30 protein-coding genes (1 of these 30 cut by a window edge) are annotated in these 21,519 nt (G+C 58.5%); 10 read left to right on the top strand and 20 right to left on the bottom strand.

Going from position 1 to position 21,519, the window contains the following annotated elements; all coding sequences use genetic code 11:
• Both BLU63_RS25325 and BLU63_RS33635 read left to right on the top strand, forming a co-directional pair.
• Positions 1-142: the 3' portion of a hypothetical protein gene (locus tag BLU63_RS25325; protein WP_010455030.1), read on the top strand. Its footprint begins 47 nt before the window's first position; only the last 142 of its 189 coding nucleotides appear in the window; its start codon lies off the left edge, out of view; it ends in the stop codon at positions 140-142.
• A gap of 486 nt (positions 143-628) precedes the next feature.
• The gene (locus tag BLU63_RS33635; protein ID WP_077749260.1) at positions 629-859 is read left to right on the top strand and encodes a DUF6555 family protein; all 231 of its coding nucleotides are present in this window, start codon (positions 629-631) and stop codon (positions 857-859) included.
• On the opposite strand, the gene BLU63_RS25310 is transcribed toward BLU63_RS33635, so the two are convergent.
• From BLU63_RS25310 to BLU63_RS25300, 3 genes are all read right to left on the bottom strand, one after another.
• Positions 851-1,099: a hypothetical protein gene (locus tag BLU63_RS25310; protein ID WP_010455032.1), complete on the bottom strand. Its 249-nt coding sequence runs from the start codon at positions 1,097-1,099 to the stop codon at positions 851-853. The genes BLU63_RS33635 and BLU63_RS25310 overlap by 9 nt on opposite strands.
• 105 nt (positions 1,100-1,204) lie before the next feature.
• Positions 1,205-1,540: a hypothetical protein gene (locus tag BLU63_RS25305; RefSeq protein WP_083376539.1), complete on the bottom strand. Its 336-nt coding sequence runs from the start codon at positions 1,538-1,540 to the stop codon at positions 1,205-1,207.
• 72 nt (positions 1,541-1,612) lie between these two features.
• Complete coding sequence (locus tag BLU63_RS25300) at positions 1,613-1,822, bottom strand: hypothetical protein (protein ID WP_042933086.1); 210 nt, start codon at positions 1,820-1,822, stop codon at positions 1,613-1,615.
• 178 nt (positions 1,823-2,000) lie between these two features.
• Between BLU63_RS25300 and BLU63_RS25295 the strand changes: the two genes are divergently transcribed.
• Complete coding sequence (locus tag BLU63_RS25295; RefSeq protein WP_077749261.1) at positions 2,001-2,240, top strand: hypothetical protein; 240 nt, start codon at positions 2,001-2,003, stop codon at positions 2,238-2,240.
• Between the two features lie 142 nt (positions 2,241-2,382).
• Here BLU63_RS25295 and BLU63_RS25290 read toward each other — a convergent pair whose 3' ends face one another.
• Positions 2,383-2,730 carry a hypothetical protein gene (locus tag BLU63_RS25290; RefSeq protein WP_077749262.1) on the bottom strand — a complete coding sequence of 116 codons (348 nt, stop codon included), beginning with the start codon at positions 2,728-2,730 and terminating at the stop codon, positions 2,383-2,385.
• A gap of 118 nt (positions 2,731-2,848) precedes the next feature.
• Entirely contained in the window at positions 2,849-3,049 is a 201-nt protein-coding gene (locus BLU63_RS25285; RefSeq protein WP_010455040.1) for a hypothetical protein, read from the bottom strand.
• Between the two features lie 212 nt (positions 3,050-3,261).
• Here BLU63_RS25285 and BLU63_RS25280 point away from each other — a divergent pair, with 212 nt between their 5' ends.
• The gene (locus tag BLU63_RS25280) at positions 3,262-3,624 is read left to right on the top strand and encodes an NUDIX hydrolase (protein ID WP_077749263.1); all 363 of its coding nucleotides are present in this window, start codon (positions 3,262-3,264) and stop codon (positions 3,622-3,624) included.
• A 15-nt stretch (positions 3,625-3,639) separates the two neighbouring features.
• Here the strand turns inward: BLU63_RS25280 and BLU63_RS25275 are convergent, their stop codons facing one another.
• From BLU63_RS25275 to BLU63_RS25240, 8 genes are all read right to left on the bottom strand, one after another.
• Entirely contained in the window at positions 3,640-4,413 is a 774-nt protein-coding gene (locus BLU63_RS25275) for a 1,6-dihydroxycyclohexa-2,4-diene-1-carboxylate dehydrogenase (protein WP_010455044.1), read from the bottom strand.
• A gap of 89 nt (positions 4,414-4,502) precedes the next feature.
• On the bottom strand, positions 4,503-5,516 hold the full coding sequence (gene benC / locus BLU63_RS25270; protein WP_083376538.1) for a benzoate 1,2-dioxygenase electron transfer component BenC: 1,014 nt from the start codon (positions 5,514-5,516) through the stop codon (positions 4,503-4,505).
• Between the two features lie 10 nt (positions 5,517-5,526).
• A complete protein-coding gene (gene benB, locus BLU63_RS25265; RefSeq protein ID WP_083376537.1) occupies positions 5,527-6,015 on the bottom strand; it encodes a benzoate 1,2-dioxygenase small subunit in 489 nt (162 codons plus the stop codon).
• The gene (benA, locus tag BLU63_RS25260; protein WP_083376536.1) at positions 6,012-7,376 is read right to left on the bottom strand and encodes a benzoate 1,2-dioxygenase large subunit; all 1,365 of its coding nucleotides are present in this window, start codon (positions 7,374-7,376) and stop codon (positions 6,012-6,014) included. Before benA ends, benB begins: the two co-directional genes overlap by 4 nt.
• Before the next feature lie 298 nt (positions 7,377-7,674).
• On the bottom strand, positions 7,675-8,634 hold the full coding sequence (locus BLU63_RS25255; RefSeq protein ID WP_083376535.1) for an AraC family transcriptional regulator: 960 nt from the start codon (positions 8,632-8,634) through the stop codon (positions 7,675-7,677).
• Positions 8,635-8,902: 268 nt separating this feature from the next.
• Positions 8,903-9,832, bottom strand: a complete 930-nt coding sequence (gene catA / locus BLU63_RS25250; RefSeq protein WP_083376534.1) for a catechol 1,2-dioxygenase — start codon at positions 9,830-9,832, stop codon at positions 8,903-8,905.
• Between the two features lie 55 nt (positions 9,833-9,887).
• On the bottom strand, positions 9,888-10,178 hold the full coding sequence (gene catC, locus BLU63_RS25245; RefSeq protein ID WP_010455050.1) for a muconolactone Delta-isomerase: 291 nt from the start codon (positions 10,176-10,178) through the stop codon (positions 9,888-9,890).
• Between the two features lie 10 nt (positions 10,179-10,188).
• On the bottom strand, positions 10,189-11,337 hold the full coding sequence (locus tag BLU63_RS25240) for a muconate cycloisomerase family protein (RefSeq protein WP_162179690.1): 1,149 nt from the start codon (positions 11,335-11,337) through the stop codon (positions 10,189-10,191).
• A 127-nt stretch (positions 11,338-11,464) separates the two neighbouring features.
• On the opposite strand from BLU63_RS25240, the gene BLU63_RS25235 reads away from it, so the two are divergent.
• The gene (locus tag BLU63_RS25235; RefSeq protein WP_083376533.1) at positions 11,465-12,346 is read left to right on the top strand and encodes a LysR family transcriptional regulator; all 882 of its coding nucleotides are present in this window, start codon (positions 11,465-11,467) and stop codon (positions 12,344-12,346) included.
• Here BLU63_RS25235 and BLU63_RS25230 read toward each other — a convergent pair.
• On the bottom strand, positions 12,343-12,585 hold the full coding sequence (locus BLU63_RS25230; RefSeq protein ID WP_083376532.1) for a DUF1652 domain-containing protein: 243 nt from the start codon (positions 12,583-12,585) through the stop codon (positions 12,343-12,345). The genes BLU63_RS25235 and BLU63_RS25230 overlap by 4 nt on opposite strands.
• A 118-nt stretch (positions 12,586-12,703) precedes the next feature.
• A complete protein-coding gene (locus BLU63_RS25225; RefSeq protein ID WP_083376531.1) occupies positions 12,704-13,603 on the bottom strand; it encodes a polysaccharide deacetylase family protein in 900 nt (299 codons plus the stop codon).
• 279 nt (positions 13,604-13,882) lie between these two features.
• Here BLU63_RS25225 and BLU63_RS25220 point away from each other — a divergent pair, with 279 nt between their 5' ends.
• The 3 genes from BLU63_RS25220 (at position 13,883) to BLU63_RS25210 (ending at position 15,496) form a co-directional block, all read left to right on the top strand.
• Positions 13,883-14,563, top strand: a complete 681-nt coding sequence (locus BLU63_RS25220) for an SOS response-associated peptidase (protein WP_083376530.1) — start codon at positions 13,883-13,885, stop codon at positions 14,561-14,563.
• A gap of 251 nt (positions 14,564-14,814) precedes the next feature.
• Positions 14,815-15,087 (top strand): hypothetical protein, encoded by a 273-nt coding sequence (locus BLU63_RS25215; protein ID WP_077749271.1) that lies wholly within the window; start codon positions 14,815-14,817, stop codon positions 15,085-15,087.
• Between the two features lie 181 nt (positions 15,088-15,268).
• Entirely contained in the window at positions 15,269-15,496 is a 228-nt protein-coding gene (locus tag BLU63_RS25210; protein ID WP_077749272.1) for a DUF6555 family protein, read from the top strand.
• A gap of 124 nt (positions 15,497-15,620) precedes the next feature.
• On the opposite strand, the gene BLU63_RS33100 is transcribed toward BLU63_RS25210, so the two are convergent.
• The 3 genes from BLU63_RS33100 to BLU63_RS25200 are packed head-to-tail and all read right to left on the bottom strand — an operon-like array spanning position 15,621 to position 16,848.
• Positions 15,621-15,779, bottom strand: coding sequence for a hypothetical protein (locus tag BLU63_RS33100; RefSeq protein ID WP_167362281.1), 159 nt, complete (start codon positions 15,777-15,779; stop codon positions 15,621-15,623).
• A gap of 59 nt (positions 15,780-15,838) precedes the next feature.
• The gene (locus BLU63_RS25205) at positions 15,839-16,150 is read right to left on the bottom strand and encodes an AzlD domain-containing protein (RefSeq protein WP_010455066.1); all 312 of its coding nucleotides are present in this window, start codon (positions 16,148-16,150) and stop codon (positions 15,839-15,841) included.
• Positions 16,150-16,848 (bottom strand): AzlC family ABC transporter permease, encoded by a 699-nt coding sequence (locus BLU63_RS25200; protein WP_042932778.1) that lies wholly within the window; start codon positions 16,846-16,848, stop codon positions 16,150-16,152. Before BLU63_RS25200 ends, BLU63_RS25205 begins: the two co-directional genes overlap by 1 nt.
• Positions 16,849-17,016: 168 nt before the next feature.
• Between BLU63_RS25200 and BLU63_RS25195 the strand changes: the two genes are divergently transcribed.
• Positions 17,017-17,391, top strand: a complete 375-nt coding sequence (locus tag BLU63_RS25195; RefSeq protein WP_010455070.1) for a DUF2784 domain-containing protein — start codon at positions 17,017-17,019, stop codon at positions 17,389-17,391.
• A gap of 146 nt (positions 17,392-17,537) precedes the next feature.
• Here the strand turns inward: BLU63_RS25195 and BLU63_RS25190 are convergent, their stop codons facing one another.
• Positions 17,538-19,115, bottom strand: a complete 1,578-nt coding sequence (locus tag BLU63_RS25190) for a sensor domain-containing diguanylate cyclase (protein WP_083376529.1) — start codon at positions 19,113-19,115, stop codon at positions 17,538-17,540.
• Between the two features lie 165 nt (positions 19,116-19,280).
• Positions 19,281-19,808: a DUF3087 domain-containing protein gene (locus tag BLU63_RS25185; protein ID WP_083376528.1), complete on the bottom strand. Its 528-nt coding sequence runs from the start codon at positions 19,806-19,808 to the stop codon at positions 19,281-19,283.
• 226 nt (positions 19,809-20,034) lie between these two features.
• Between BLU63_RS25185 and ppnN the strand changes: the two genes are divergently transcribed.
• Entirely contained in the window at positions 20,035-21,408 is a 1,374-nt protein-coding gene (ppnN, locus tag BLU63_RS25180) for a nucleotide 5'-monophosphate nucleosidase PpnN (protein WP_010455076.1), read from the top strand.
• Positions 21,409-21,519 lie beyond the last annotated feature (111 nt).

Raw genomic sequence — 21,519 nt, 5'->3', positions numbered from 1 at the left:
ACCCATCCTCCTTGAACTCAAGGAAAGAGAGCACCAGCTGGACGCTGACGCCCGCCAGGCACTTCATAACATCCTGACCGAGCGAAGGCTGATAAACACCGGCAACCCTTCTGGCGTCGATCGCCGTCGCTCCAGTTCCTGATGACTTCCCTGCCAGCAACCGCTCAGCAGACCGGCCTCTTCATCGGATACTTCAAATGCTCCCTTGCGGTAGTGGCTAGTAGCCGCTATCCATTAAGGTGAATTCAGAAGGAGTACGCGAGGATGATTCCAAGATTCGTTGTGGTTCCCGCCATTCCCACGGAAACGGGGTCAACGCGCAACGGAACGCGCTTCTACTGCAAAACCGCCCCCATAGGGTTCAACCTCTATGACAATGAAGAAAAGCGCAGGCTGCCCACAACCTATCCGACACGGACAGAAGCCGAGGAAGAATGTTTGCAGCTCAATAACGAATGTCTTCAATGCACGCTGTCTGAGCGCTCCCCCCGCGTCAACGTGCCCTGAGCACGCGCAAGACTGAATGAGGGCAAAACAATGCTCATTTATTGAAGCAGACAAAAGTCCGAAAACAGAAGGAACTGGCACTACGCCATTAATGTCGTAGTGGCAGCACCTGGAGATTCGGATGAACCGCCCTCGATATTTTCAAATCACGTATGGCTTCAACAAGACTCGGCATATTTTTATTCAACCCGACTCCCATATGTCTGAGGCAGACGCTTGGTACTACGCCTGCCTGCATTCGGGGATCGGGCTTTCGTATGGGGACAATCACGATCAGCAAGACTTTGATGCGCTACGAAGCCATGCACAGGAAAATGGCTTGAGGCAGGTGAGTTGGGAGGAGTTACCGTAAATGACCGTGTGCGGCCGCTGAGGTGCCGCCGTCCACGCCCTCTGTTGCCGTTGCAAATGCAGTGCTCGCCTCTTTCACCAACTTGCGCCATTCCACGCCGCTGATCAGCCCGGTACGTTCCATCTCGTCGGCGGCCTTGAGCAACTCGTCGTACTGTTCCTCAACATCCATGTGAATTTCCGGTTCTTTCAGAAGCTTGTACCAGGCCGCCAGGGCTTGCTTCTTTTGATCATCATTCATCGCCAAACTCCCAGGGACAGTTTTCACTTGGATGTTATCCAGCGAATGACCGTTCCTCAGTTCCGACATACGGCGCTTACAACCGAAACTCACATGCATTGAGTCTTACAAGCAGCTACGAACGGCCTTGCGCATCGCGCCCGACTTGGCCCATGGCGGGCCCTGATACAGCGAGACTCGACTGCCGTCCTTGTATTTCACGATGTCCAGAATCTCGTCAGCCGTAATAATGCTGGGCGCGTTGATCCGGTAGCCATTGGAAATACCGGTCTGAGTCGTCTTGGGGACTTCCTGCTGCCATAGTGGCAAAAGACACGCGGCGTATTCTTTGGGCGCCTTGTTACTGAACTTGCTGACGTTAGGCTCACCTGGAACCAGGGATGCCGGCAATGAACAACCCGCCAGCATCGCCATCGCTATTCCCCCAATCAACATCCGCATGACGCTTCCTTATCCTGAAAAACGGGAAATGTAGCGCGTAGCGAACCAGACATCCATCTATAGAATCAGCCCTCAGGGCGTTACGTTGTGATCGGGATAAGACCGTTTGTTCAAATACGTCATCCATCGCTCATACGCTTCATGCTGCCATTGAGTGACCCGCTCCCACTCCGGCCCACTTAACTGATGGGCCGAAATCAGCTTCATCATCTCCGCAGTTGCTGCGTCCAGGTCAACCATCAGCTCATGCGCATGGAATCTGAAATCATCGGTGCTGGTCATTTGAAGTTGCCTCGCCCTAGCGAACATTCGCCACTTCAGTACGACATCACGCGGGTTCGTTCGCGCTCACTCTCCCGACAAGCGGCGCACCTTCCATCCCCTGAGCAGCAGGCGGGCAAACGCCCCGCCCGTTAATTGGGACTACTCTTTTGTAGCGGGGTATCAGCAGGAGGTCATCATGTGGCTCAACGAAAATGAAAACGAACTTCGGCGTGATCTGCAAGGAGTTGCGTCGGACCTGAGGTGGTCGGCAGTGGAGCTCTTGCGCATCGCAGAGCAGCTACGCCTGGCCGGCAATGATGTCGATGCGCAAGCAACTAAAAGGCTGTGCGAGTTATTTCAGGGTGATGAACAGCGACTGATGGGCTATGCCGATGAAGTGAAAGCCAAAATCATCAGCCGGGCGAAAGCCCAATAACGGGAGCGTTGTCATGAACACGCCTCTATTCGCGCTAGATGTCATGCTGGCAGCGACGGGTGGCTGCAGCATTGATTCATACGTTTATCGGGACCAGCCGCTGGTCGCCAAGCATGGTTACTAGCCAACATGGGGTGGCAAGCTAGCTGGAAGCGGGTTTATTACAAGTGTCCCGCCATTTATCCGCGAACCTGTTAATGGCTTGGCTTTTGAGTTCTGGAGAATCGAGGACGGGCTGGTTGTACGCTTCGTTGATCAACATGGCACCCAACTTGTCATGATCAGGATTACCCGACTTCACGGCCAGCAGGCTTTCTTTCGTTTCGTTATTTTGCCGAGACTGCATGATCGATCCGGCCAATGTACGAAAAACATCGCAGACCTTTTGATTGGTGTGGATTTCGCCTTGCGTCTGGGCTAGAACCTGACCAACACCAGCAAGGTAAACAGCAGATAACAATGCCAGAGCAGTGAAGCGACCTTTCAACATGCTTTCTTCCTTGAATTAAAAGCGGCCACCCTATCATCCAAATGTCACGTTTAAAATCTTCCAACTCCTGATTTCAAGACAAAAAAAGCCCCGGCATCCCAGGGCTTCAAACTTGCGCTCATTCTGATTTCTGGCTTGGCGTCGATCGAACCGCTCTTGCTCTGTAGGCAGGAAGCGCTGCCGCAAACGCCAGTGCCTCCTCTTTGCTGCCAAAAGCCCCGAGACGGTCGCCTTTGGTGCACACCCGCCAGGGGCCGTTGTTTACGCTGAGTACGTCATAACCGTTCATGTGCATTTTATTCAGCATCGGAACGCTCATAGTCACCTCCTTTTCGGCAGTGATAAGCCACGATTGACTTGGCTACCTTACACCCGCCCTTTGCCCAAGTGCCGACCAGACGTCGTGTCAGGTTTTCGACATTCCTTTGCACTTTCTACCGCTTCCCTCACTCCAACCCTTTGAAACAGAGGCATGGGCCTGAATATTGCATTTTCATGACTGTTTTATGACAAGCGGCGGTTTAGTAACACATGAAAGTACGGGCAACAGTCATTTGCGAGCAGGATCGGCATGTTCTCCTGGTGCGCAAACCCAGGTGTCGCTGGACCTTGCCCGGAGGAAAAGTCGAGCGCGGCGAAACCACTGCGTGCGCCGCCATGCGCGAACTCCAGGAAGAAACCGGGCTTGGAGTCGACGGCTTGTTGTACTTGATGGAACTGGAAACGAGCAGCACCCGCCACCATGTGTTCGAGGCGTCGGTCCTAAACTCGGACGAAGCCCGGCCCCAAAATGAAATCTTCGATTGCATGTGGTTTCCGCTGGACTCAGTCCAGAATCTGAACACAAGCGACGCCACGCTCAAGATCGTCAAAGCCTTCCAGCGTCGCTTGTAAGTTTGCGCAGCCGCCTCAGCCCTGATCGCCGCCGCCCACCGGCATGACCATGCCGGTGATGTACGAAGCCTCGTCGCTGGCCAGAAACAGAATAGCGCCAGCCTGCTCATCCAGCGTGCCGTAGCGCTTCATCAAACTGCTGTCGAGCGTCTGGCCGACAAGTTGCTGATACCAGACTTTCTCTTCGGCGCTCTGCTCTGCGCTGTTTCGCGGGATGACCCGCGGCGGTGCTTCGGTGCCGCCGGGCGCGGTGGCATTGACCCGGACTCCGCGACCGGCGGTTTCAAACGCCAGGCAAGCAGTCAGCGCATTGACACCGCCCTTCGCCGCGCCATACGGCACACGATTGATGCTGCGGGTGGCGATGGACGAAACATTGACGATCGCGCCGCTGCCCTGTTCAAGCATGAACGGCAGCGCGGCGTGGCAGCACCACAAGGTCGGAAACAACGAACGACGGACTTCGGCTTCGATCTGCTGCTCTTCGTAGTGTTCGAAAGGCTTCGCCCAGATCGTGCCGCCCACGTTGTTGACCAGCACATCCAGACGCCCAAAGCGCTCGACGGCGGTGCGCATCACGCGGCTGCATTCGCTGTATTGCTCAAGGTCGGCGGTCAGGGCAAGCACCTGGCTGCCCTGCCCCAATTGTTGCTGCACCTCGAACACCAGGTCCGAGCGATCAACCAGAATCAATCGCGCACCCTCAGCGGCCATGCGCTCCGCCACCCGCCGACCAATGCCTTGCGCCGCGCCGGTGATCAGCGCGACTTTTTCGTGAAATCTGTTCATGTGGACCTCGTGACGAAGGATGCCATGCAGTGAAAACGTCCCAGACAAAACACTGACCTGTGGAATCAGTGATCACGCAACGGCTGGACTCAAGCCGCGCTGGCAGCGAATTTCTCGTAATAGAAGTTCGCAGGCGCGACGCCTTGCTCGCGAATGTACTGACTGACCGCTTCGACCATCGGCGGCGGGCCGCACAAGTAGATGTCGACGTCGCCCTCGTTCAAATGTCGTGGCTCGATGTGCTGGGTCACGTAGCCTTTGAGCGGATGCTGGCTGTCGGGGTTGGCGACGCAGGCACTGAAGCTGAAATTCGGGATGCGCGCGGCAAACGCTTCGAGCCGGTCCATTTCCACCAAGTCAAAATCGTTGGTCACGCCATAGATCAGATGCAGCGGATGCTCGCTGCCCTGCTCGGCTATTTTCTCCAGCATCGCGGTGAACGGCGCCAGACCGGTTCCACCCGCCAGCAGCAACAACGGCCGGCGAATGTCGCGCAGATAAAAGCTGCCCAACGGCCCGGCCAGACACATGCTATCGCCGGCCTTGGCGATGCCGGTGAGGAAGCTGCTCATCAAGCCGCCGGGCACGTTGCGGATCAGGAAACTCACTTCGCCGTCACGCTGCAACGAGCTGAAGGAGTAAGCGCGGGTCTGCTCGCTACCGGGAACTCCCAGGTTCACATACTGACCCGGCAGAAACGCCAGTTTGCTCAGCGCTTCGCCCTTGATCGACAGCGCGATGGTGCTGTCGGACAACTGCCGCACGGCGCTGATGGTGGCGTCGTAACTGGCCTGCTGGGTACGGCAAACCTGCGATGAAGTCGGCACGCGCACCACGCAATCGCTCTGCACGCGCATCTGGCAGGTCAGGACAAAACCCTGCTGCGCTTCATCGGCGCTGAGCGCGTCTTCGATGTATTCCTCGCCCAAGTCATAACGACCGGCCTCGGCGAAACACTTGCAGGTGCCGCACGCGCCGTCGCGGCAATCGAGCGGAATATTGATGCCTTGACGGTACGCGGCATCGGCCACGGTTTCGCCCACGTTGGCGTCGATGAACCGGGTGACGCCGTCTTCGAAATTGAATGCAATGGAATGAGTCATGACGGCCGCCTCAGAGGTGGTACACATCGATGACCTGGCGAACGTAATCGTTCTTCAGGATCACTTTCTTGGCCTTGATCAGCAGGTTTTCACCGCGCCCATCAAGGGTGTAGAAACTGCTGCCGAAATAGCTGTCGACGGTCTTGTAGCGAAAGCTCAGGGTGTGCCAGTTGAAGCGCACCTTGCACAGGCCGTCGGCCTGCTCAAGCAGTTCGATGTTGCTGATGTTGTGCGATGTGCGGGTGTCCGGAACACTGGCGCTGGAGCGCTCGGTCTTGATGCGGAAGATGCGGTCTTCCAGGCCGGTGCGGTTGCCGTACCAGATCAGCGAGATTTCCCGCTGCGGGTCTTCGGTCAACTCGTCGTTGTCGTCCCAGGAAGGCATCCAGAACGAGGCATCGGCGGCGTACATCTCCAGCCAGTCGTCCCATTGCTTGTCGTCGAGGTAGCGTGCTTCGCGGTAGAGGAAATCGCGCACTGCATCATAAGTGAGGGTCATTGCACGGCCTCCACAGCAATCAATTCGGGCTGTTCGGCAGCCAGAGCCTTGAGCATGGTTTGCTGCCAGTACTTGTGTTGCAGCACGAACAGGCCTTCGTCTTCGGTGCGCACGCCGCTGAGCAAGGGATGCAGGTCGATTTCCCTGGCCGCCTCATCGGCGCCCTCGACCCAGTGTTCGGCACCGCGGGACATGTCATTCCACGTCGTGACGCTGCCCTGATAGCTGGTCTGGCACGAGCGAAACTCTTCCAGATCATCCGGGGTGGCCATGCCGCTGACGTTGAAGAAATCCTCGTACTGACGAATCCGGCTCGAACGGGCGTGGTCGCTTTCGCCTTTGGGGGCGATGCAATAGATGGTGATTTCCGTGCGGTCGACCGAGATCGGGCGGGCGATGCGGATCTGCGAGCTGAACTGGTCCATCAGGTAGACGTTCGGGTACAGGCACAGGTTGCGCGAATTCTCGATCATCCAGTCGGCACGGGCCTGGCCGAAGTCCCGGGACAGCTCGTCGCGGCGTTCGTAGAGCGGGCGATCCTCGGGGTTGGACCAGCGGGTCCAGAGCAGCATGTGGCCCTTGTCGAACGAGTAGAACCCCCCGCCCTGCTTGGCCCAGGTCCCGGCGCTCATGGTCGGGTTGCTGTCACCGGCTTCACGCTGTTTGCGCTGGTTCTGGGTGGCGGCGTAGTTCCAGTGCACGGAGCTGACGTGGTAGCCGTCGGCGCCGTTTTCGGCGGTGAGTTTCCAGTTGCCTTCATAGATATAACTTGAGGAACCGCGCAGCACTTCGAGGCCATCGGCGGACTGGTCGACGATCATGTCGATGATCTTTGCCGACTCGCCCAGGTGCTCGACCAGCGGCACCACATCGGCGTTGAGGCTGCCGAACAGGAAGCCGCGGTACGACTCGAATCTCGCGACTTTGGTCAGGTCGTGGGAGCCTTCGCAGTTGAAGCTCGCCGGGTAACCCGCAGCCGCCGGGTCTTTGACCTTGAGCAGTTTGCCGGAGTTGTTGAAGGTCCAGCCGTGGAATGGGCAGGTGTAGGAGCTCTTGTTGCCGGTCTTGTGCCGGCACAGCGTCGCGCCGCGATGGCTGCAGGCGTTGATGAAGGCGTTGAGCACACCTTCCTTGTTGCGCGCGATGAAGATCGACTGGCGCCCCATGGTGGTGGTGTAGAAATCGTTGATGTTGGGGATCTGGCTTTCGTGCGCCAGGTACAGCCAGTTGCCTTCGAAGATGTGTTTCATCTCCAGGTCGAACAGCCGTGGATCAGTGAACATCTCGCGCTTGCAGCGGTAGATGCCCTGTTCTTTGTCATCTTCAAGCAGGGAGTGAAGGTATTCGGGTCGCAGGGACATGGCCGCCGCCTCCATTGTTTTTATTCAGGCAGGGCCATGCTAGGACGGGGGGATGCGGGGGACTATCCGATGGGTGCAGACCTGTATCCGTTTACTGCAACGTGCGGTGAATCATTGATGCCCACCCATCAGGACCGACAGGAACCTGTGGCGAGGGAGCTTGCTCCCGCTCCAATGCGCAGCAGTCGCAAACCTGTGACCCCCGGTTTTGCAGAATAATCGCGGTCGCAGGTTTTGGGGTTGTTTCGCAGCCCGGCGGGAGCAAGCTCCTTCGCCACAAGTTGCATGTCGCCAGGGGTCAGTGCCGGCGCTTGAGGGTGTCGGACGGTAACTCGCCGAACTGTTTGCGGTAGTTGTCGGAGAACCGCCCCAGGTGCAGGAAGCCGTAATCCATGGCCACTTCCGTGACGTTTCGCACGTTGCAGGTCGGGTCGCTCAGGCACTGGTTGATGCGTTCGAGTTTCTTCTGCCGGATGTAGTTTTGCGGCGAAGTCCCTGCGTTGCGTTCGAACAAACCATACAGCGAACGCAAGCTCATCCGCGCCTGACGCGCCAGTTCTTCACTGTCGATGTCCTGCTTGAGGTTGCGCGCGATGTAATCGGCAATCCCTTCGAACGTCGTCGCCGGCGAGCCAAGGCTGCTGCGGATGACGTTGGTTTTCATCAGGCTGAGCATCTTGCTGACGATGATCTGCGCGTAGTGTTCCTGAACCCGGGGAATCTGCTGGGTGGCCTCGGCTTCCTGGCAAATCATCGCCAGCAGGCCGACAAAACCTTCCAGCTCATCAAGCTGATAACGATTCTCCAGAAACCGCACGCCCTGCCCCGGATAGCGCCAACGCTGCTCCTCGCACACCGACTCGAACAGCCGGGTAGGTACTTTGAGGATGAATTTTTCGCAATCGTCGGAGTACGTCAAGTCCACCGGGTCGTCGGGGTTGATCAGCAGCAATTCACCTGGCGCAAAGTAATGCTCCTGACCGTAACCGCGCCACAGGCAGTTGCCGCGCAGTAGCACTTGCAGGTGATAGATCGTTTCCAGCGCGCCCGAGGTCACCCGCACGCTGGCGCCGTAGCTGATGCGGCACAGGTCAAGGCTGGCGAATTTGCGATGATCGAGGCTGGCCAGAGGACGGCCGGCCCTGGGCATGAGGATGCAATGATTGCCGACATGCTGATTGACGTAACCCGACACCGCGTAAGGGTCGGCGTGGTCGAATACTCTGCTGCGCTGACTCAACAGTTGCGCGTGCATCATCGGGTTACTCTCGTTGTTGTTATCGATTGCGTCGGGTCATTCTAAGGCCGTATCTGCAGCGGTGTGTCAGTGGGCTGACCTGTGGAAGGTTCTGGCCCTATCGCGAGCTGGCTCGCTCCCACAGTTGACCGCGTTCGCCCTGATGTAACTTGGTCAATGTGGGAGCGAGCCTGCTCGCGATAGGGCCATCAGTCTCAACATCAACGTTGACGGACACCCCGCATTCGCAAGCAGACTCGCTCCCACAAAGATTCGACGATCGAGGCAATCAATCCTCGAGCGCGCGAACCCGTTCGTGGCGCTGCTGCTCGTCAGGTTGCGCGGAGGTCTGCAAGGTGAAATCGAAGTCAATCTCGGCAAACCGGCCGCTGACACCATGGGCCGCCGCGCGCTGCGGGTCGTCGCTGAAGGTGATGTGGGCGATCAGCTCGTCGCGGGTGGCGTAGGCAAAATCGTCATGCAGGTACTGATCGCCATCGAGGTTGATCTGGGTGGTCAGGTGACGATGGTCCGGCGCGGAGATAAAGAAGTGAATGTGCGCCGGACGCTGGCCATGACGGCCCAGTTGATCGAGCAATTGCTGGGTCGGACCGTCCGGCGGGCAACCGTAGCCCGACGGCACGATGCTGCGGAAACGGTAGCGGCCCTCGGCATCGGTGACGATACGGCGGCGCAGGTTGAATTCCGATTGCGTGGTATCGAAGTAGGAATACGTGCCGCCCGTGTTGGCGTGCCAGACATCCACCACTGCGCCGGCCAAAGGTTCGCCAGCGGTGTTGCGTACCTGGCCCTGCATGAACAGAACCACGCCCGGATCAACGCCATCGTCCAGTCGTGCCTCAGCCTCGGACAACGGCGCGCCCGCCACATACAACGGGCCTTCGATGGTCCGCGGCGTACCGCCCGCCTTCCCCGCCTGCTCGTCTTCGGCGTCCATCAGCAAGTCCAGGTAGTGTTCCAGGCCGAGGCCGGCCACCAGCAAACCGGCCTCCTGGCGCGCGCCCAGCACGTTGAGGTAATTGACCGCTTTCCAGAACTCTTCCGGGCTCACGGCGAGGTCTTCAATGATGTTTACCGAATCACGCAAAATACGGTAAACCAAGGCTTTGACCCGCGGGTCGCCAGCGTCGTTGAGCAAGCCGCTGGCGTCTTCGAGAAACTTCTGGGCACTGGCAGTGTGGGAAATCTTGACGTTCATTTTTTGGGGTTCCTCATCTTGTAATTATGGGCGTAGCGAACTGAACAGGCTGGGTTCAGCGGTCATCCTCGCGAATGGAAGAAGGATGCCGGCACATCGCATCGACCTCGATCGCCATGTACGGAAACAGCGGCAATTGCATCAGCAGGTCGTGCAGTTCCTGAACGCTGTCGACGTCGAAAACGCTGTAATTGGCATAGTGCCCCGCGATGCGCCACAGGTGACGCCATTTGCCTTGCTCTTGCAGGCGCTGGGCCAGGGCTTTTTCATCGGACTTGAGCTGGGTGGCGAGATCCGGGTTGATGTCGACCGGCAGATTCACGGTCATTTTTACGTGAAATAGCATGATGCTCTCCTCAGGCTTGATGAACGGAAGTGGATGTTTTGTCGCGCCGGAAAAACGCCAGGCGTTCCTCATCCAGGCTCAGGCCAAGGCCCGGTGTTTGCGGCACGTGCAGCGCAAAATCGCGATAGACCAGCGGCTCGCTGAGCACGTCTTCCGTCAGCAGCAACGGGCCGAACAGCTCGGTGTCCCAGGCCAGTTTATTCAGGGTGATAAAGGCATGGGCCGAGGCTAGCGTACCGATCCCTCCTTCAAGCATAGTGCCGCCGTACAGACCGATACCGGCGGCTTCGGCGATGGCGGCGGTCCGCAGCACGGCCCGTGGCCCGCCGTTCTTGGCGATTTTCAGGGCGAACACCGAAGCGGCCCCTTCGCGTGCCAGATTGAAAGCGTCTTCCACGCACTCGATCGATTCATCGGCCATGATCGGCGCCGGGCTCATGGCGTTCAGGCGCACCATGCCCGCGCGGTTGGTGCGTGAGATCGGCTGTTCGATCAAGTCGATGCCGTTGCTGCCCAGTATCCGGCAGGCGCGCAGTGCGACCGCCTCGTCCCAGGCCTGATTGACATCGACCCGCACGCTGGCGCGATCGCCCAGGGCTTTCTTGATGGCAATAACGTGGGCCAGGTCACGATTGACTTCTCCGGCACCGATTTTCAGTTTGAAGATCCGGTGGCGCCGCAGGTCGAGCATTTTTTCCGCTTCGGCGATGTCCTTGTCGGTGTCGCCGCTGGCCAGGGTCCAGGCCACCGGCAGCGCATCACGAACGCGACCGCCCAGCAACTCACTGACCGGCAGGCCAAGGCGTTTGCCCTGGGCGTCGAGCAAGGCGCTTTCGATACCTGATTTGGCAAACGTGTTACCTCGAATGCTGCGCTCCAGGCGCAACATCGCCGCATTGATGTTGCCGCTGTTCTCACCGATCAGCAGTGGCGCGAAGTGTTTGTCGATATTGGTCTTGATGCTGTCCGGGCTTTCATTGCCATAGGCCAGGCCACCAATGGTGGTGGACTCACCAATGCCTTCGATGCCATCGGCGCAGCGCACGCGGATGATCACCAGAGTCTGGTTCTGCATGGTGTGCATGGCCAGTTTGTGCGGGCGAATGGTCGGCAGATCGACGATGATCGTCTCGATCGATTCAATGGCAGTTGCACGCATGTCGATACCCGTCAGGTTCTTTAAGTTCTGAAATGGATTCTCATGCGGCTTTTTGCCGACGGCCAATATAGAATTGGTCTGGATCGATACCTTAAAGGTATTCAGCCGCTCAATGCCTGGAGGCACCATGGAATTGCGTCACCTGCGGTATTTTCAGGTGTTGGCTCAAACCCTCAATTTCACCCGCGCCGCCGAACTGCTGCACATTGCCCAGCCCCCGTTGAGCCGACAGATCCAGCAACTGGAAGATGAACTCGGGGTGTTATTGCTCGAGCGTGGCCGTCCGCTGAAGCTGACCGACGCCGGGCGCTTCTTCCATGAACACTCCACCGCCTTGCTCGAACAGCTGGCCAAGGTCTGCGACAACACCAAGCGCATCGGCCTGGGGGAAAAGACCTGGCTGGGCATCGGTTTTGCGCCATCGACGCTGTATGGCGTGCTGCCGGAACTGATTCGTCGCTTGCGCAGTGGCGAGCCTCTGGAGCTTGAGCTCGGGCTTTCGGAAATGACCACGCTGCAACAGGTGCAGGCGCTCAAGGCCGGGCGCATAGACATCGGTTTCGGGCGGATCCGCATCGACGACCCGGCGATCATCCAGACGGTATTGACCGAAGACCGGCTGGTCGCCGCCCTGCCCGCCGGCCACCCACTGCTGGCCGGGCCGATCAGTCTGCGCCAACTGGCGAAAGAGCCTTTTGTGCTGTACCCCGGCAATCCACGCCCCAGCTACGCCGACCACGTTATTGCGCTGTTCGAATCCTACGGCGTGAGCATCTACGTGGCGCAATGGACCAACGAACTGCAAACAGCAATCGGTCTGGTAGGGGCCGGTATCGGGGTCACACTGGTGCCCGCGTCGGTGCAGTTGCTGCACCGCGACGACATTGGTTTCACCCCGTTGCTGGAAGACAACGCGACGTCACCGATCATTCTCAGTCGGCGCGTGGGCGATGTGACGCCGGGGTTGAACCATTGCTTGAAGATAATTGATGAACTGCTGCCCCGCTAACCGGCGAAGGCCCGGCGCCCGGCACGCAGTTCGGTGCGTAATTCGCCAATAAGGTCGGAGATCGCGCGAACGGTGGTCAGCCTGGCGGGCGTTACACAGGGAATCAGCAAATCGATGCGCCCGGTGGCCCGGTCGTACACTTTGATCCGCAACAATCCATTGGGATTCACTGTGCACTCGCAGGAGAGCGGCTTAAAACCGGACTCTACAATGATGCAAAGGACTGAAATAGAAACCATGACTGACGCCTCCTTGGCGGCTCATCGGATTCGACCCGCTGAGGATAGATCCATTTTCGCCCGTCTGCGCCCGCCGGCCTCACATTAAGTGTTAGCTGTTTCTCATTTTGCTGAAGTTCTAATGAGAATCCCCGTCCCACAACCAATTCCAGATCCCCGGCAACTTCACTGCCTCTGAACCGCTTCTGACGGTGCGCGCCAAAGCCGCCCGTTGCAGCGCCGCCCTGTCGTCGTAAAACGGCTTCTGCGCCACCGTCACCCCCGTGGCACGGGCGCTGTCGAGGAGGATTTGCAGGTATTCGCGGGCATGCCGGGCGGTGTAGCGATTAAGGTCGTGGAAGGTCACCACCACCGGAATCACACCGTCCACCGTCGGCAATTCGCCCAGTGCAATGCGTTCACGCACTTCGGACAGTTGCCGCAACATGTTGGCCCGTCGCCGCGGGCTGGCGTTGAAGCCCCAGATCTTGCCGTCGTTGGCGCTCAGGTCGGTCAGCAGCAGGTGCAGGCCATGTCGCTGATAGGCGGCGAACACGCGTTTGTCATAGCTCCAGAACGGCGGACGCACCAGGGTGGGCGGTGCGCCGGTGATTGCGGCAATGTCGGCACTGCCCTTGCTCAATGATTGCTCCAGCTCTTGCGGGCTCAGCGAGCGGTGATTGGTGTGCGAGTGGGTCGCCGTGTGGAAACCCAGCACATGCCCTTCAGCCTGCTCCCGGTGCATGACCCCGCGTCCGATGTCGCTGTCGCCGGCCCGTGGCGCGCCGGTCTGCACGAAGAACACCGCTTTGATCCCCGGTTGCACCGGGTTCTGCGCGAGGCTGTCGAGCACCGTCATGCTCGGGTTCCAGAAACTTGACGCGCTGGGACCGTCGTCGAAGGTCAGCACAAAGCGGATCGGTGGCTGCGCGCGCAGACGCTGTTCGGTCTGCGGGGTCAGCTCGATCGGTGAAGCGATGCAGCCAGCGAGCCCGACAGCGATGGCTAGCGTAGTGAGAGCCTTGAACAACTGTTTCATGGTTTGCCTTGGGCCAGACCGTAATGGTCATCACGTTAAAACGGCAAAAACCCTTCGCCCATTGATCCCTTGTCAGCCCGCAGGTCGCTGCAGGCCGAGGTTGGATCAGGGTACACAGTGTTTGGTTCCAGCGCTCACCCTCGTGGCTTACCGCGCCAACGACTGCTGGAACCATCGCCAGAGCTACATTCGTCAGGAATTGGCCGTTCAACCACAGCATCCTCGCGAAGGACGGTACCCGTGCTCCTACACTAAAAGCTCAAGCCTGAGGATTAACCGATGTGCGGACGACTCTCGCAGTACCGTGGCATTCACGACTTTGTCGCGGTGCTGAGCATTCCCGACGCGCTGATCAACCATGTCGGTAATGAACCGCTGGCCCGCTACAACGCTGCGCCCACCACTCAACTCGCCCTCCTACACCTTGAGCCTGAAGGGTTGCACGCCGATTCGGTGCGCTGGGGATGGCGGCCGCACTGGGCGAAGGACCGGGCGGCGCCAATCAATGCCCGGGTCGAGAAAGTCGCTCATGGCCCGTTCTTCCGGGCGATCTGGCCGCACCGTGCGATTGTGCCGATCGACAACTGGTTCGAATGGGTGGATGCCGGCGACACGACGCGGCAGCCGTGGCTGATTCGTCGACGGGATCGGGCGCCGATCTACTGCGCGGCGATCGGCCAGTTCCCTCACGGTGGCAGCGAGCCGCGCGGCGACGACGGTTTCGTCATCATCACGGCGGACAGCGCTGGCGGCATGCTCGACATTCATGACCGACGGCCAGTTGTATTGTCTGTGCAACTGGCACATGAATGGCTGGACCCGGCTACGCCCAAAGAGCGTGCCGAGCAGATGGTGCTCATGCAAGGTGAAGTCAGTGAAGTGTTCGAGTGGTACAGGGTCGATAAGGCAGTGGGAAATGTCAGGAACCAGAGTGCAATGTTGATTGATAAGCTGACTTGAATTGGATCCATTTCCGGTTTCTAAATAGCCGAACGGCATAAACGTTACACAGACTGTTTCATCCAAGAAACACTAAAAGGAATGCGGCAAAACGATGCATTAACCGCTTGTCTGACAAATGAATTGCTGTACATACATTTAGTAGTGCTACAGATAGCATGCGCGCCGCATTTCCCCTGGCAGTACCTAATTGACCAAAGAGTCAATAAACAAGGAAATCCCTAAATCCAACGAGCCTGCAGAGAACTAAGTTGCGCGAAGATCTTGTCATTAATCAAGTCGGCGGTCTGGAGTGCGTGTACCTGTCGCTGACAGAACGCTATCAACTTGACTGCTTTATCGGGCAATACATAAAGACCCGAAACCTGCGTTCCATCCCCAATATCAACGACATCCTGCGCTCAACCCTCGCAGCCTACTCCGGCAAGCCGCCAGTCATGGTCAACGAATTGAATGCCTGGATCGACAAGACGTTGGGCTACCGGGCCTCCCACCCGGATTTTCCGTCACTGGACGATATTTGAAGTGAGGCGCTGCTGAGTTCAGCACAAGACTGAACGAACCGAACATTGTTGCACTCTGAAGAAGAGGCCCATCGAGGCCTCTTTTTTTCAGCTCTTATCCGCACAAGGATTGCACCCCAGACTTTGCGAATTGCCCGTTCGATGCCTGAATCAAAGCCCTGGCGAATTTAAGGAGGAATACATGAGCGAACTCGTTCCCTATGCCGTGCATTATTTGCTCGATGGCGTTCGTCAGCACTTTTTCAAACTGGCTGAACAGTTCTCCGATGTTGACGCGATTCGTTCAGCCTCGGCGCATGCCTTTCCGCAATCCGACGGAAAGATCGCCGCCCACGCCTCCCCCGAAACGGCGCGTTTGAGCGCTCAACAACTGGGTATCACGCAGATACGTTGGAATGAGGCGATCTGACGGCCTTACCCGCCCCGCTTGATCGCGAATGACTGTTCAATCAAGCAAAGTACTTCAGACACACCTGCTTTTGTGGCGAGGGCGCTTGCTTGACTGAAGATCAGCGGTGGGGGATGCGGACCCGTCAGGGCTTCAGCGGACGCTCTTGGTCACGATCTGACAGTTCTTTACCATCGTCGGGGTGCTTCCAGTCCGGTGTCGAACGCCTCTGTCGCTCAAGCTCTTCTTGAGTCGGTTCATCCTCATCTTCATCCAGATCAGGACGTTTTGGTTCATTGGCCATACGCGCCTCGCTTCCTGAAGGAATTCCCTTTAAGCGTAGAACAGTTTCCGAAGCGCGACTCAAAGCCACCAGCGCAGCAAAAAGAAAAACCCCATGCTCAAAAGCATGCTGAGCAAGGTATTGCGGGTGTACAGCACCAATCCCACTGCCACCAGCGAACTGATCAGGTACGGGTTGTCCCACTGCAGATTCAGCTGTTTGTCCGGCATGAACACAATCGGTCCGCAGATCGCGGTCAACATCCCCGGCACGGCAAAACCGAGGAACTGCCGGGCATTACTGCTCAAGCGCAGCGGCAGTCGTGGTTCGAGGAATACGTAGCGGTTCAGGAAGACGAGCACGCCCATCCCGATAATTACAGCCCAGACCATCATGTGCGCCCCCCATGGAATTTGTTGCAGATGAAGCCTGCAGTCATGCCCGCCAACCCCGACAGCACCAGCGCCGAGCCCCATTGCCAGTAGCTGAACAACACGGAACAAAACAGCGAAACCGCGACGCAGACCACCGTCGGAACGTTGCGTACCACCGGGGTGATCAGGGCAATGAAGGTCGCAGCGATGGAGAAGTCCAGCCCCAGGTGTTCGAGGCCGGGAATGCTGCTGCCGAGGACGATGCCGGCCAGCGTGAACAGGTTCCAGGCGATGTAAAACGTCAGGCCAACGCCCAGGGCGTACCAGCGATTGAACTGCTGTTTGTCATGCTGGCTGGTCAGTGCGAACAGCTCGTCAGTGAGCAAAAACCCCAGCCCCACGCGCCAGCGACCCGGCAGCGGTGAAATCACCGAACGCATACTCATTCCGTACAGCAAATGCTGGGAGGTCAGTAACAGCGTGGTCAGCAAAATCGAAAAGATCCCGGCACCGCCCTTGAGCATGCCGATGGCGACCAATTGCGCGGCACCGGCAAACACGATGCTCGACAACCCTTGACCTTGCAGCGGCGTGAGATTGGCCTCGATGGCCATGGACCCGGCCAGCAGACCCCAGGGCGCGGTCGCCAGGGACAACGGCATGATCGCTACAGCGCCGCGAAGAAAGGCACTGCGCGGCATGAGTGAGTTCGACATAAAGCTCTACAACCAGGGGAAGACGCCAGACTGTGCCAGCAGTTGCGTTCGATGGCTTGAACAATCTTGCGCACTTGCGGGCAGCACTTGCCGAATAGCTCTGGGCAGCAGCAAGGAACAGAACCCGAGTACCATGGAGCCATTCGCCTAACGCGTCAGGGAGTCGACATGCTTTACCGGATCGCCGCCGATGGGCTGGTGCTGTTTCATTTGCTGTTCATTCTGTTCGTGCTGTTCGGCGGGCTGCTGGTGCTCAAATGGCGACCGCTGATCTGGTGGCACCTGCCCGCTGCTGTGTGGGGCGTGAGTGTGGAAGTCTTCCACCTGATGTGTCCCCTGACTCAATGGGAAAACGTCATGCGCCAGGCCGCTGGGCAAACCGGTTACGGCGGTGGCTTCATCGAACACTACGTGTGGCCGGTCATTTACCCCGCAGGGCTGACACCGGCGATTCAACTGGCGCTGGGCAGCGTGGTGCTGGTGATCAACGTCATGGTCTATCTTCGGCTGATCAGGTTGTGGAAGTTACGCCGGGCAGCCTGAAATACCCGCCGAGAATCGAAAATGCTGTCGATTGAAGACCTGACGTTGCTTCAAGCCATCCGCGAAACCGGCAGCCTGTCGCGGACCTGGGCAAAGCGCCTTCTACCGTGTCCTGCGGTCCAGGGCAGTGACCGCTTCGTTTCAAGTCAGTTGGCGATGACGCTCATGTTCCGCCCACTGGCCTTGGCCACGTACAACGCTTTGTCCGCAGCGGTGACCAGGTCGTCGGGCTGATCCTGCGAGGCCGGGTTGTAGGCGCAAACCCCCACGCTGACCGTCACCATACCCTCAGGGCATTCGCTGTGTACGATGCCGGCCTGCTGCACCCCGCGACGAATTTTTTCGGCGACCAGAAACGCCCCCACATAGTCGGTGCCGGGCAGCACCACCGTGAACTCCTCGCCGCCATAGCGGGCGGCCAGATCGCCGGGGCGTTTGATGTTGTCCTTGATAATCGCGCTGATTTTGCGCAGACAGTCATCACCCGCCACGTGCCCATAACGATCATTGAAGCTCTTGAAGTGATCGACATCGATCATCAGCATGGCGAGGTGGGTCACCGTGCGCCGGGCCCGGCCCATTTCCGCGAGGATGAACAGATCGAACTGACGCCGGTTGGAGAGCCCGGTGAGTGCGTCTTCGAGCGCCAGCAGTTCAAGGCTGCGGTTGACCTCGATGAGCTTTTCCCGGGCATCAAGCAGCACGCTCTGAAAATGATTCTGCTGCTTCATGAAGCGAATGAGGCGATAGCCGAGCCCTCCCAGAAACACCAAAAGCAACAGCACGATGCCAGCGCTGAGGATGGACTCCTCGCGCCAGCCGGCCAGGACGTCTCGCTTGTCCAGGCCGGCAAAGACGATCAGCGGATAACCATCAACCCGCCGAAACCCCACCACTCGCTCCACACCATCAACATATGACTTGACGGTGGCCGTGCCGGAATTGCCCTTGGGCAACAGCTGCATGAACAGCGGCCCCTTGGCGACGCTGGTGCCGACGTCGGCTTCGTTGAATGGCCGGCGAACGACGATGCTGCCATCGTCGGCGATCAGGTTGATCACGCCGTTTTGGCCCATGTCGATGCTGTCGTACAGCGCGAGAAAATGGTCGAGGTAGATCGTTGCCAGCGCCACACCGGCGAAACTGCCATCTGGATGATTGATCCTGCGTGACACGGTCATGATCCATTCGCGGGTCGATCGACTCTTGATCGACGGTCCGATATGAGGTCCCCGGTCAGTATGTTCACGATGGTAGATGAAGTATTCACGGTCGGAATTGTTCGCACCGGGTATATCCGCACCGTTGGAATTGGCGATCCACCCCCCTTTTTCGTCAAATACGAACAAACCATGGAGCTGGGTCAGCTCACTGCGTTGGGCGGCGAGCAACCGTCTGAATCTGGGCAGCTGCGCTGAGGCCACGCCCTCGTTTTCGACGCGGTCCACCAAGGCAAACAGCAGCGTATCGGCCTGTTTGATTGACGACTGCGCTTGCGACGTCAGGGTCTGGGCAAGGTTGGACATTGCCACTTCTTTGTCATGCAAATGGTACTGGCGCGAGTTCCAGGCTTCCCAGATCACAATGGCCGTCAAGGACAGGCACACCGCCACGAGCAGGACAACCGCGTAGCGGACCCTGCGCTGGGACTCGATTTGCTCGGCCCCCCAAGGCGCGACGGGCCGGCTGTGTTCAATTCGGTCGTTGATGGACGGATGTCCCATGACGCTCCCTGACTCGTTATGACATGGCGACTTTTCCCGTTCGCCCTTTTAGCGCCATCCAGTCGTGCCTGACACTCGGACCGCTATACCCCACCAGAAACAAGATAGGCGATTTGCTCGCGTTGTGACGGGTTTGTGTGGGGTGAGGATGCGACCCCACGGGATTTACTTCGGTGTCTGCTTCACTGCTTCAAGCCAGGCCGGGTTCAGTTGTGTCTGTTCGGTGTCGAGGCCCAGCGCTTCCATCCGCGCCTTGTGTTGCTCCACTTCCCGGCTCAATTGCCCATGGTCGCTGGAGTTGCCGTCCAGTTCGTGCATCTGGCTCAAGCCCAGATGGTAGAAACGCAGCAGTTTCATGGCCGTTGGATCACCCGTCTCCACCGCCGCTGTCACCTGATGCATCACATTGGTGATGCTCATCAGGCTGCGCTTGAGCTGCCAGCCGTACACCGCCGGCGCCATCCAGGCCTGAGACCAGAACATGCCGCGCATCAGCGCCACCATCAGCAGCACCGCGACAAACACGCCGCCGACGTTAAATCGCAGATTGTCGCCCCCCGGCTCGCCAAACAACGCCACCGCCGCAGTGGACAGCACCATCGCCAGCGCTAGAAATATCAGCGCAATAATGACCGTGCTGCGCCGCGTCTGCTTTCGAAAGAGTTCGGCGTTCATCGGCTGGATTTCGAACATCGTGACGGGGTTCCTTGCATCAATGGTAAAAGGCTCGGTGAGCGAAAAGACTGCGGGGCATTATCGCCCCTGTGCAGGATTTAGCTATGCTGGGCGCCTCTTCATCTTTTCATCGTCAAACGGGGAACATGGCGATACAGCGCAGTTCGTGCCATCTTCTTTCTTGGATACACACTATTCGGATGCCATTTGCCTGTTTGAACGGCATCGTTTTAAGGATCATTGAATGACCCAACGACAAGTAATCAACGCCTCCGTCAGCCCTAAAGGCAGCCTGGAAACCCTTTCTCAACGTGAAGTACAGCAACTGAGCGAAGCCGGATCCGGCAGCACCTACACCTTATTCCGCCAGTGCGCCCTGGCCATCCTCAATACCGGCGCCCATGTTGATAACGCCAAGACCATCCTTGAAGCCTACAAAGATTTCGAAATCCGCATCCACCAGCAGGACCGCGGCGTCCGCCTGGAACTGCTGAATGCCCCCGCTGACGCCTTCGTCGACGGCGAAATGATCGCCAGCACCCGGGAAATGCTGTTCAGCGCCCTGCGTGACATCGTCTACACCGAAAACGAGCTCGACGCCCAGCGCATCGACCTGAGCACCTCCCAGGGCATCAGCGACTACGTCTTCCACCTGCTGCGCAACGCCCGCACCCTGCGCCCCGGTGTCGAGCCGAAGATCGTGGTGTGCTGGGGTGGCCACTCGATCAACACCGAAGAATACAAATACACCAAGAAAGTCGGCCATGAACTGGGCCTGCGCAGCCTCGACATCTGCACCGGTTGCGGCCCCGGCGTGATGAAAGGCCCGATGAAAGGCGCGACCATTGCCCACGCCAAGCAACGCATCCACGGTGGCCGCTACCTCGGTTTGACCGAGCCCGGCATCATCGCCGCCGAAGCGCCGAACCCGATCGTCAACGAACTGGTGATCCTGCCGGACATCGAGAAACGCCTGGAAGCCTTCGTGCGCGTGGGCCATGGCATCATCATTTTCCCGGGCGGCGCCGGCACAGCCGAAGAGTTCCTGTACCTGCTCGGCATCCTCATGCACCCGGACAACGCAGGCCTGCCCTTCCCCGTGGTGCTCACCGGGCCGAAACATGCGGCGCCGTATCTGGAGCAACTCGACGCGTTTGTCGGCGCAACGCTGGGTGACGCCGCGAAACAACACTACGAAATCATCATCGACGACCCGGCCGAAGTCGCGCGCCAGATGACCCAAGGCCTCAAAGCGGTCAAACAGTTCCGCCGCGAGCGCAATGACGCGTTCCATTTCAACTGGCTGCTGAAAATCGACGAAGGCTTCCAGCGCCCGTTCGACCCGACCCACGAAAACATGGCCAACCTCAAACTCAGCCGCGACCTGCCACCCCACGAACTGGCGGCAAACCTGCGCCGCGCGTTCTCCGGCATCGTCGCCGGCAACGTCAAGGACAAGGGCATCCGCCTGATCGAAGAACACGGCCCTTACCAGATCCGTGGCGATGCGGCGGTCATGCATCCGCTTGATCAATTGCTCAAGGCCTTCGTTGCGCAGCACCGGATGAAACTGCCGGGTGGCGCGGCTTATGTTCCGTGCTATCAGGTGGTTGCATAACAAAGCTTATGTGAGCTGTAACATCGCGAGTCGGCCTTGTGAGAGCGAGGTTGCTCGCGATGAGGCCGGTACATCCAACTGTGCTGTTGCCTGTACGACCGCTATCGCGAG

This window comes from Pseudomonas mandelii, assembly GCF_900106065.1.
GTDB classification, from domain to species: Bacteria; Pseudomonadota; Gammaproteobacteria; order Pseudomonadales; family Pseudomonadaceae; genus Aquipseudomonas; species Aquipseudomonas mandelii.
This window is presented reverse-complemented; position numbering and strand designations above follow the sequence as displayed.

Coding starts and splice junctions, on each gene's coding strand:
- BLU63_RS33635 (WP_077749260.1), top strand. CDS start 629: ATGAACCGCCCTCGATATTTTCAAATCACGTATGGCTTCAACAAGACT.
- BLU63_RS25310 (WP_010455032.1), bottom strand. CDS start 1,099: ATGAATGATGATCAAAAGAAGCAAGCCCTGGCGGCCTGGTACAAGCTT.
- BLU63_RS25305 (WP_083376539.1), bottom strand. CDS start 1,540: ATGCGGATGTTGATTGGGGGAATAGCGATGGCGATGCTGGCGGGTTGT.
- BLU63_RS25300 (WP_042933086.1), bottom strand. CDS start 1,822: ATGACCAGCACCGATGATTTCAGATTCCATGCGCATGAGCTGATGGTT.
- BLU63_RS25295 (WP_077749261.1), top strand. CDS start 2,001: ATGTGGCTCAACGAAAATGAAAACGAACTTCGGCGTGATCTGCAAGGA.
- BLU63_RS25290 (WP_077749262.1), bottom strand. CDS start 2,730: ATGTTGAAAGGTCGCTTCACTGCTCTGGCATTGTTATCTGCTGTTTAC.
- BLU63_RS25285 (WP_010455040.1), bottom strand. CDS start 3,049: ATGAGCGTTCCGATGCTGAATAAAATGCACATGAACGGTTATGACGTA.
- BLU63_RS25280 (WP_077749263.1), top strand. CDS start 3,262: ATGAAAGTACGGGCAACAGTCATTTGCGAGCAGGATCGGCATGTTCTC.
- BLU63_RS25275 (WP_010455044.1), bottom strand. CDS start 4,413: ATGAACAGATTTCACGAAAAAGTCGCGCTGATCACCGGCGCGGCGCAA.
- benC (WP_083376538.1), bottom strand. CDS start 5,516: ATGACTCATTCCATTGCATTCAATTTCGAAGACGGCGTCACCCGGTTC.
- benB (WP_083376537.1), bottom strand. CDS start 6,015: ATGACCCTCACTTATGATGCAGTGCGCGATTTCCTCTACCGCGAAGCA.
- benA (WP_083376536.1), bottom strand. CDS start 7,376: ATGTCCCTGCGACCCGAATACCTTCACTCCCTGCTTGAAGATGACAAA.
- BLU63_RS25255 (WP_083376535.1), bottom strand. CDS start 8,634: ATGATGCACGCGCAACTGTTGAGTCAGCGCAGCAGAGTATTCGACCAC.
- catA (WP_083376534.1), bottom strand. CDS start 9,832: ATGAACGTCAAGATTTCCCACACTGCCAGTGCCCAGAAGTTTCTCGAA.
- catC (WP_010455050.1), bottom strand. CDS start 10,178: ATGCTATTTCACGTAAAAATGACCGTGAATCTGCCGGTCGACATCAAC.
- BLU63_RS25240 (WP_162179690.1), bottom strand. CDS start 11,337: ATGCGTGCAACTGCCATTGAATCGATCGAGACGATCATCGTCGATCTG.
- BLU63_RS25235 (WP_083376533.1), top strand. CDS start 11,465: ATGGAATTGCGTCACCTGCGGTATTTTCAGGTGTTGGCTCAAACCCTC.
- BLU63_RS25230 (WP_083376532.1), bottom strand. CDS start 12,585: ATGGTTTCTATTTCAGTCCTTTGCATCATTGTAGAGTCCGGTTTTAAG.
- BLU63_RS25225 (WP_083376531.1), bottom strand. CDS start 13,603: ATGAAACAGTTGTTCAAGGCTCTCACTACGCTAGCCATCGCTGTCGGG.
- BLU63_RS25220 (WP_083376530.1), top strand. CDS start 13,883: ATGTGCGGACGACTCTCGCAGTACCGTGGCATTCACGACTTTGTCGCG.
- BLU63_RS25210 (WP_077749272.1), top strand. CDS start 15,269: ATGAGCGAACTCGTTCCCTATGCCGTGCATTATTTGCTCGATGGCGTT.
- BLU63_RS33100 (WP_167362281.1), bottom strand. CDS start 15,779: ATGGCCAATGAACCAAAACGTCCTGATCTGGATGAAGATGAGGATGAA.
- BLU63_RS25205 (WP_010455066.1), bottom strand. CDS start 16,150: ATGGTCTGGGCTGTAATTATCGGGATGGGCGTGCTCGTCTTCCTGAAC.
- BLU63_RS25200 (WP_042932778.1), bottom strand. CDS start 16,848: ATGTCGAACTCACTCATGCCGCGCAGTGCCTTTCTTCGCGGCGCTGTA.
- BLU63_RS25195 (WP_010455070.1), top strand. CDS start 17,017: ATGCTTTACCGGATCGCCGCCGATGGGCTGGTGCTGTTTCATTTGCTG.
- BLU63_RS25190 (WP_083376529.1), bottom strand. CDS start 19,115: ATGGGACATCCGTCCATCAACGACCGAATTGAACACAGCCGGCCCGTC.
- BLU63_RS25185 (WP_083376528.1), bottom strand. CDS start 19,808: ATGTTCGAAATCCAGCCGATGAACGCCGAACTCTTTCGAAAGCAGACG.
- ppnN (WP_010455076.1), top strand. CDS start 20,035: ATGACCCAACGACAAGTAATCAACGCCTCCGTCAGCCCTAAAGGCAGC.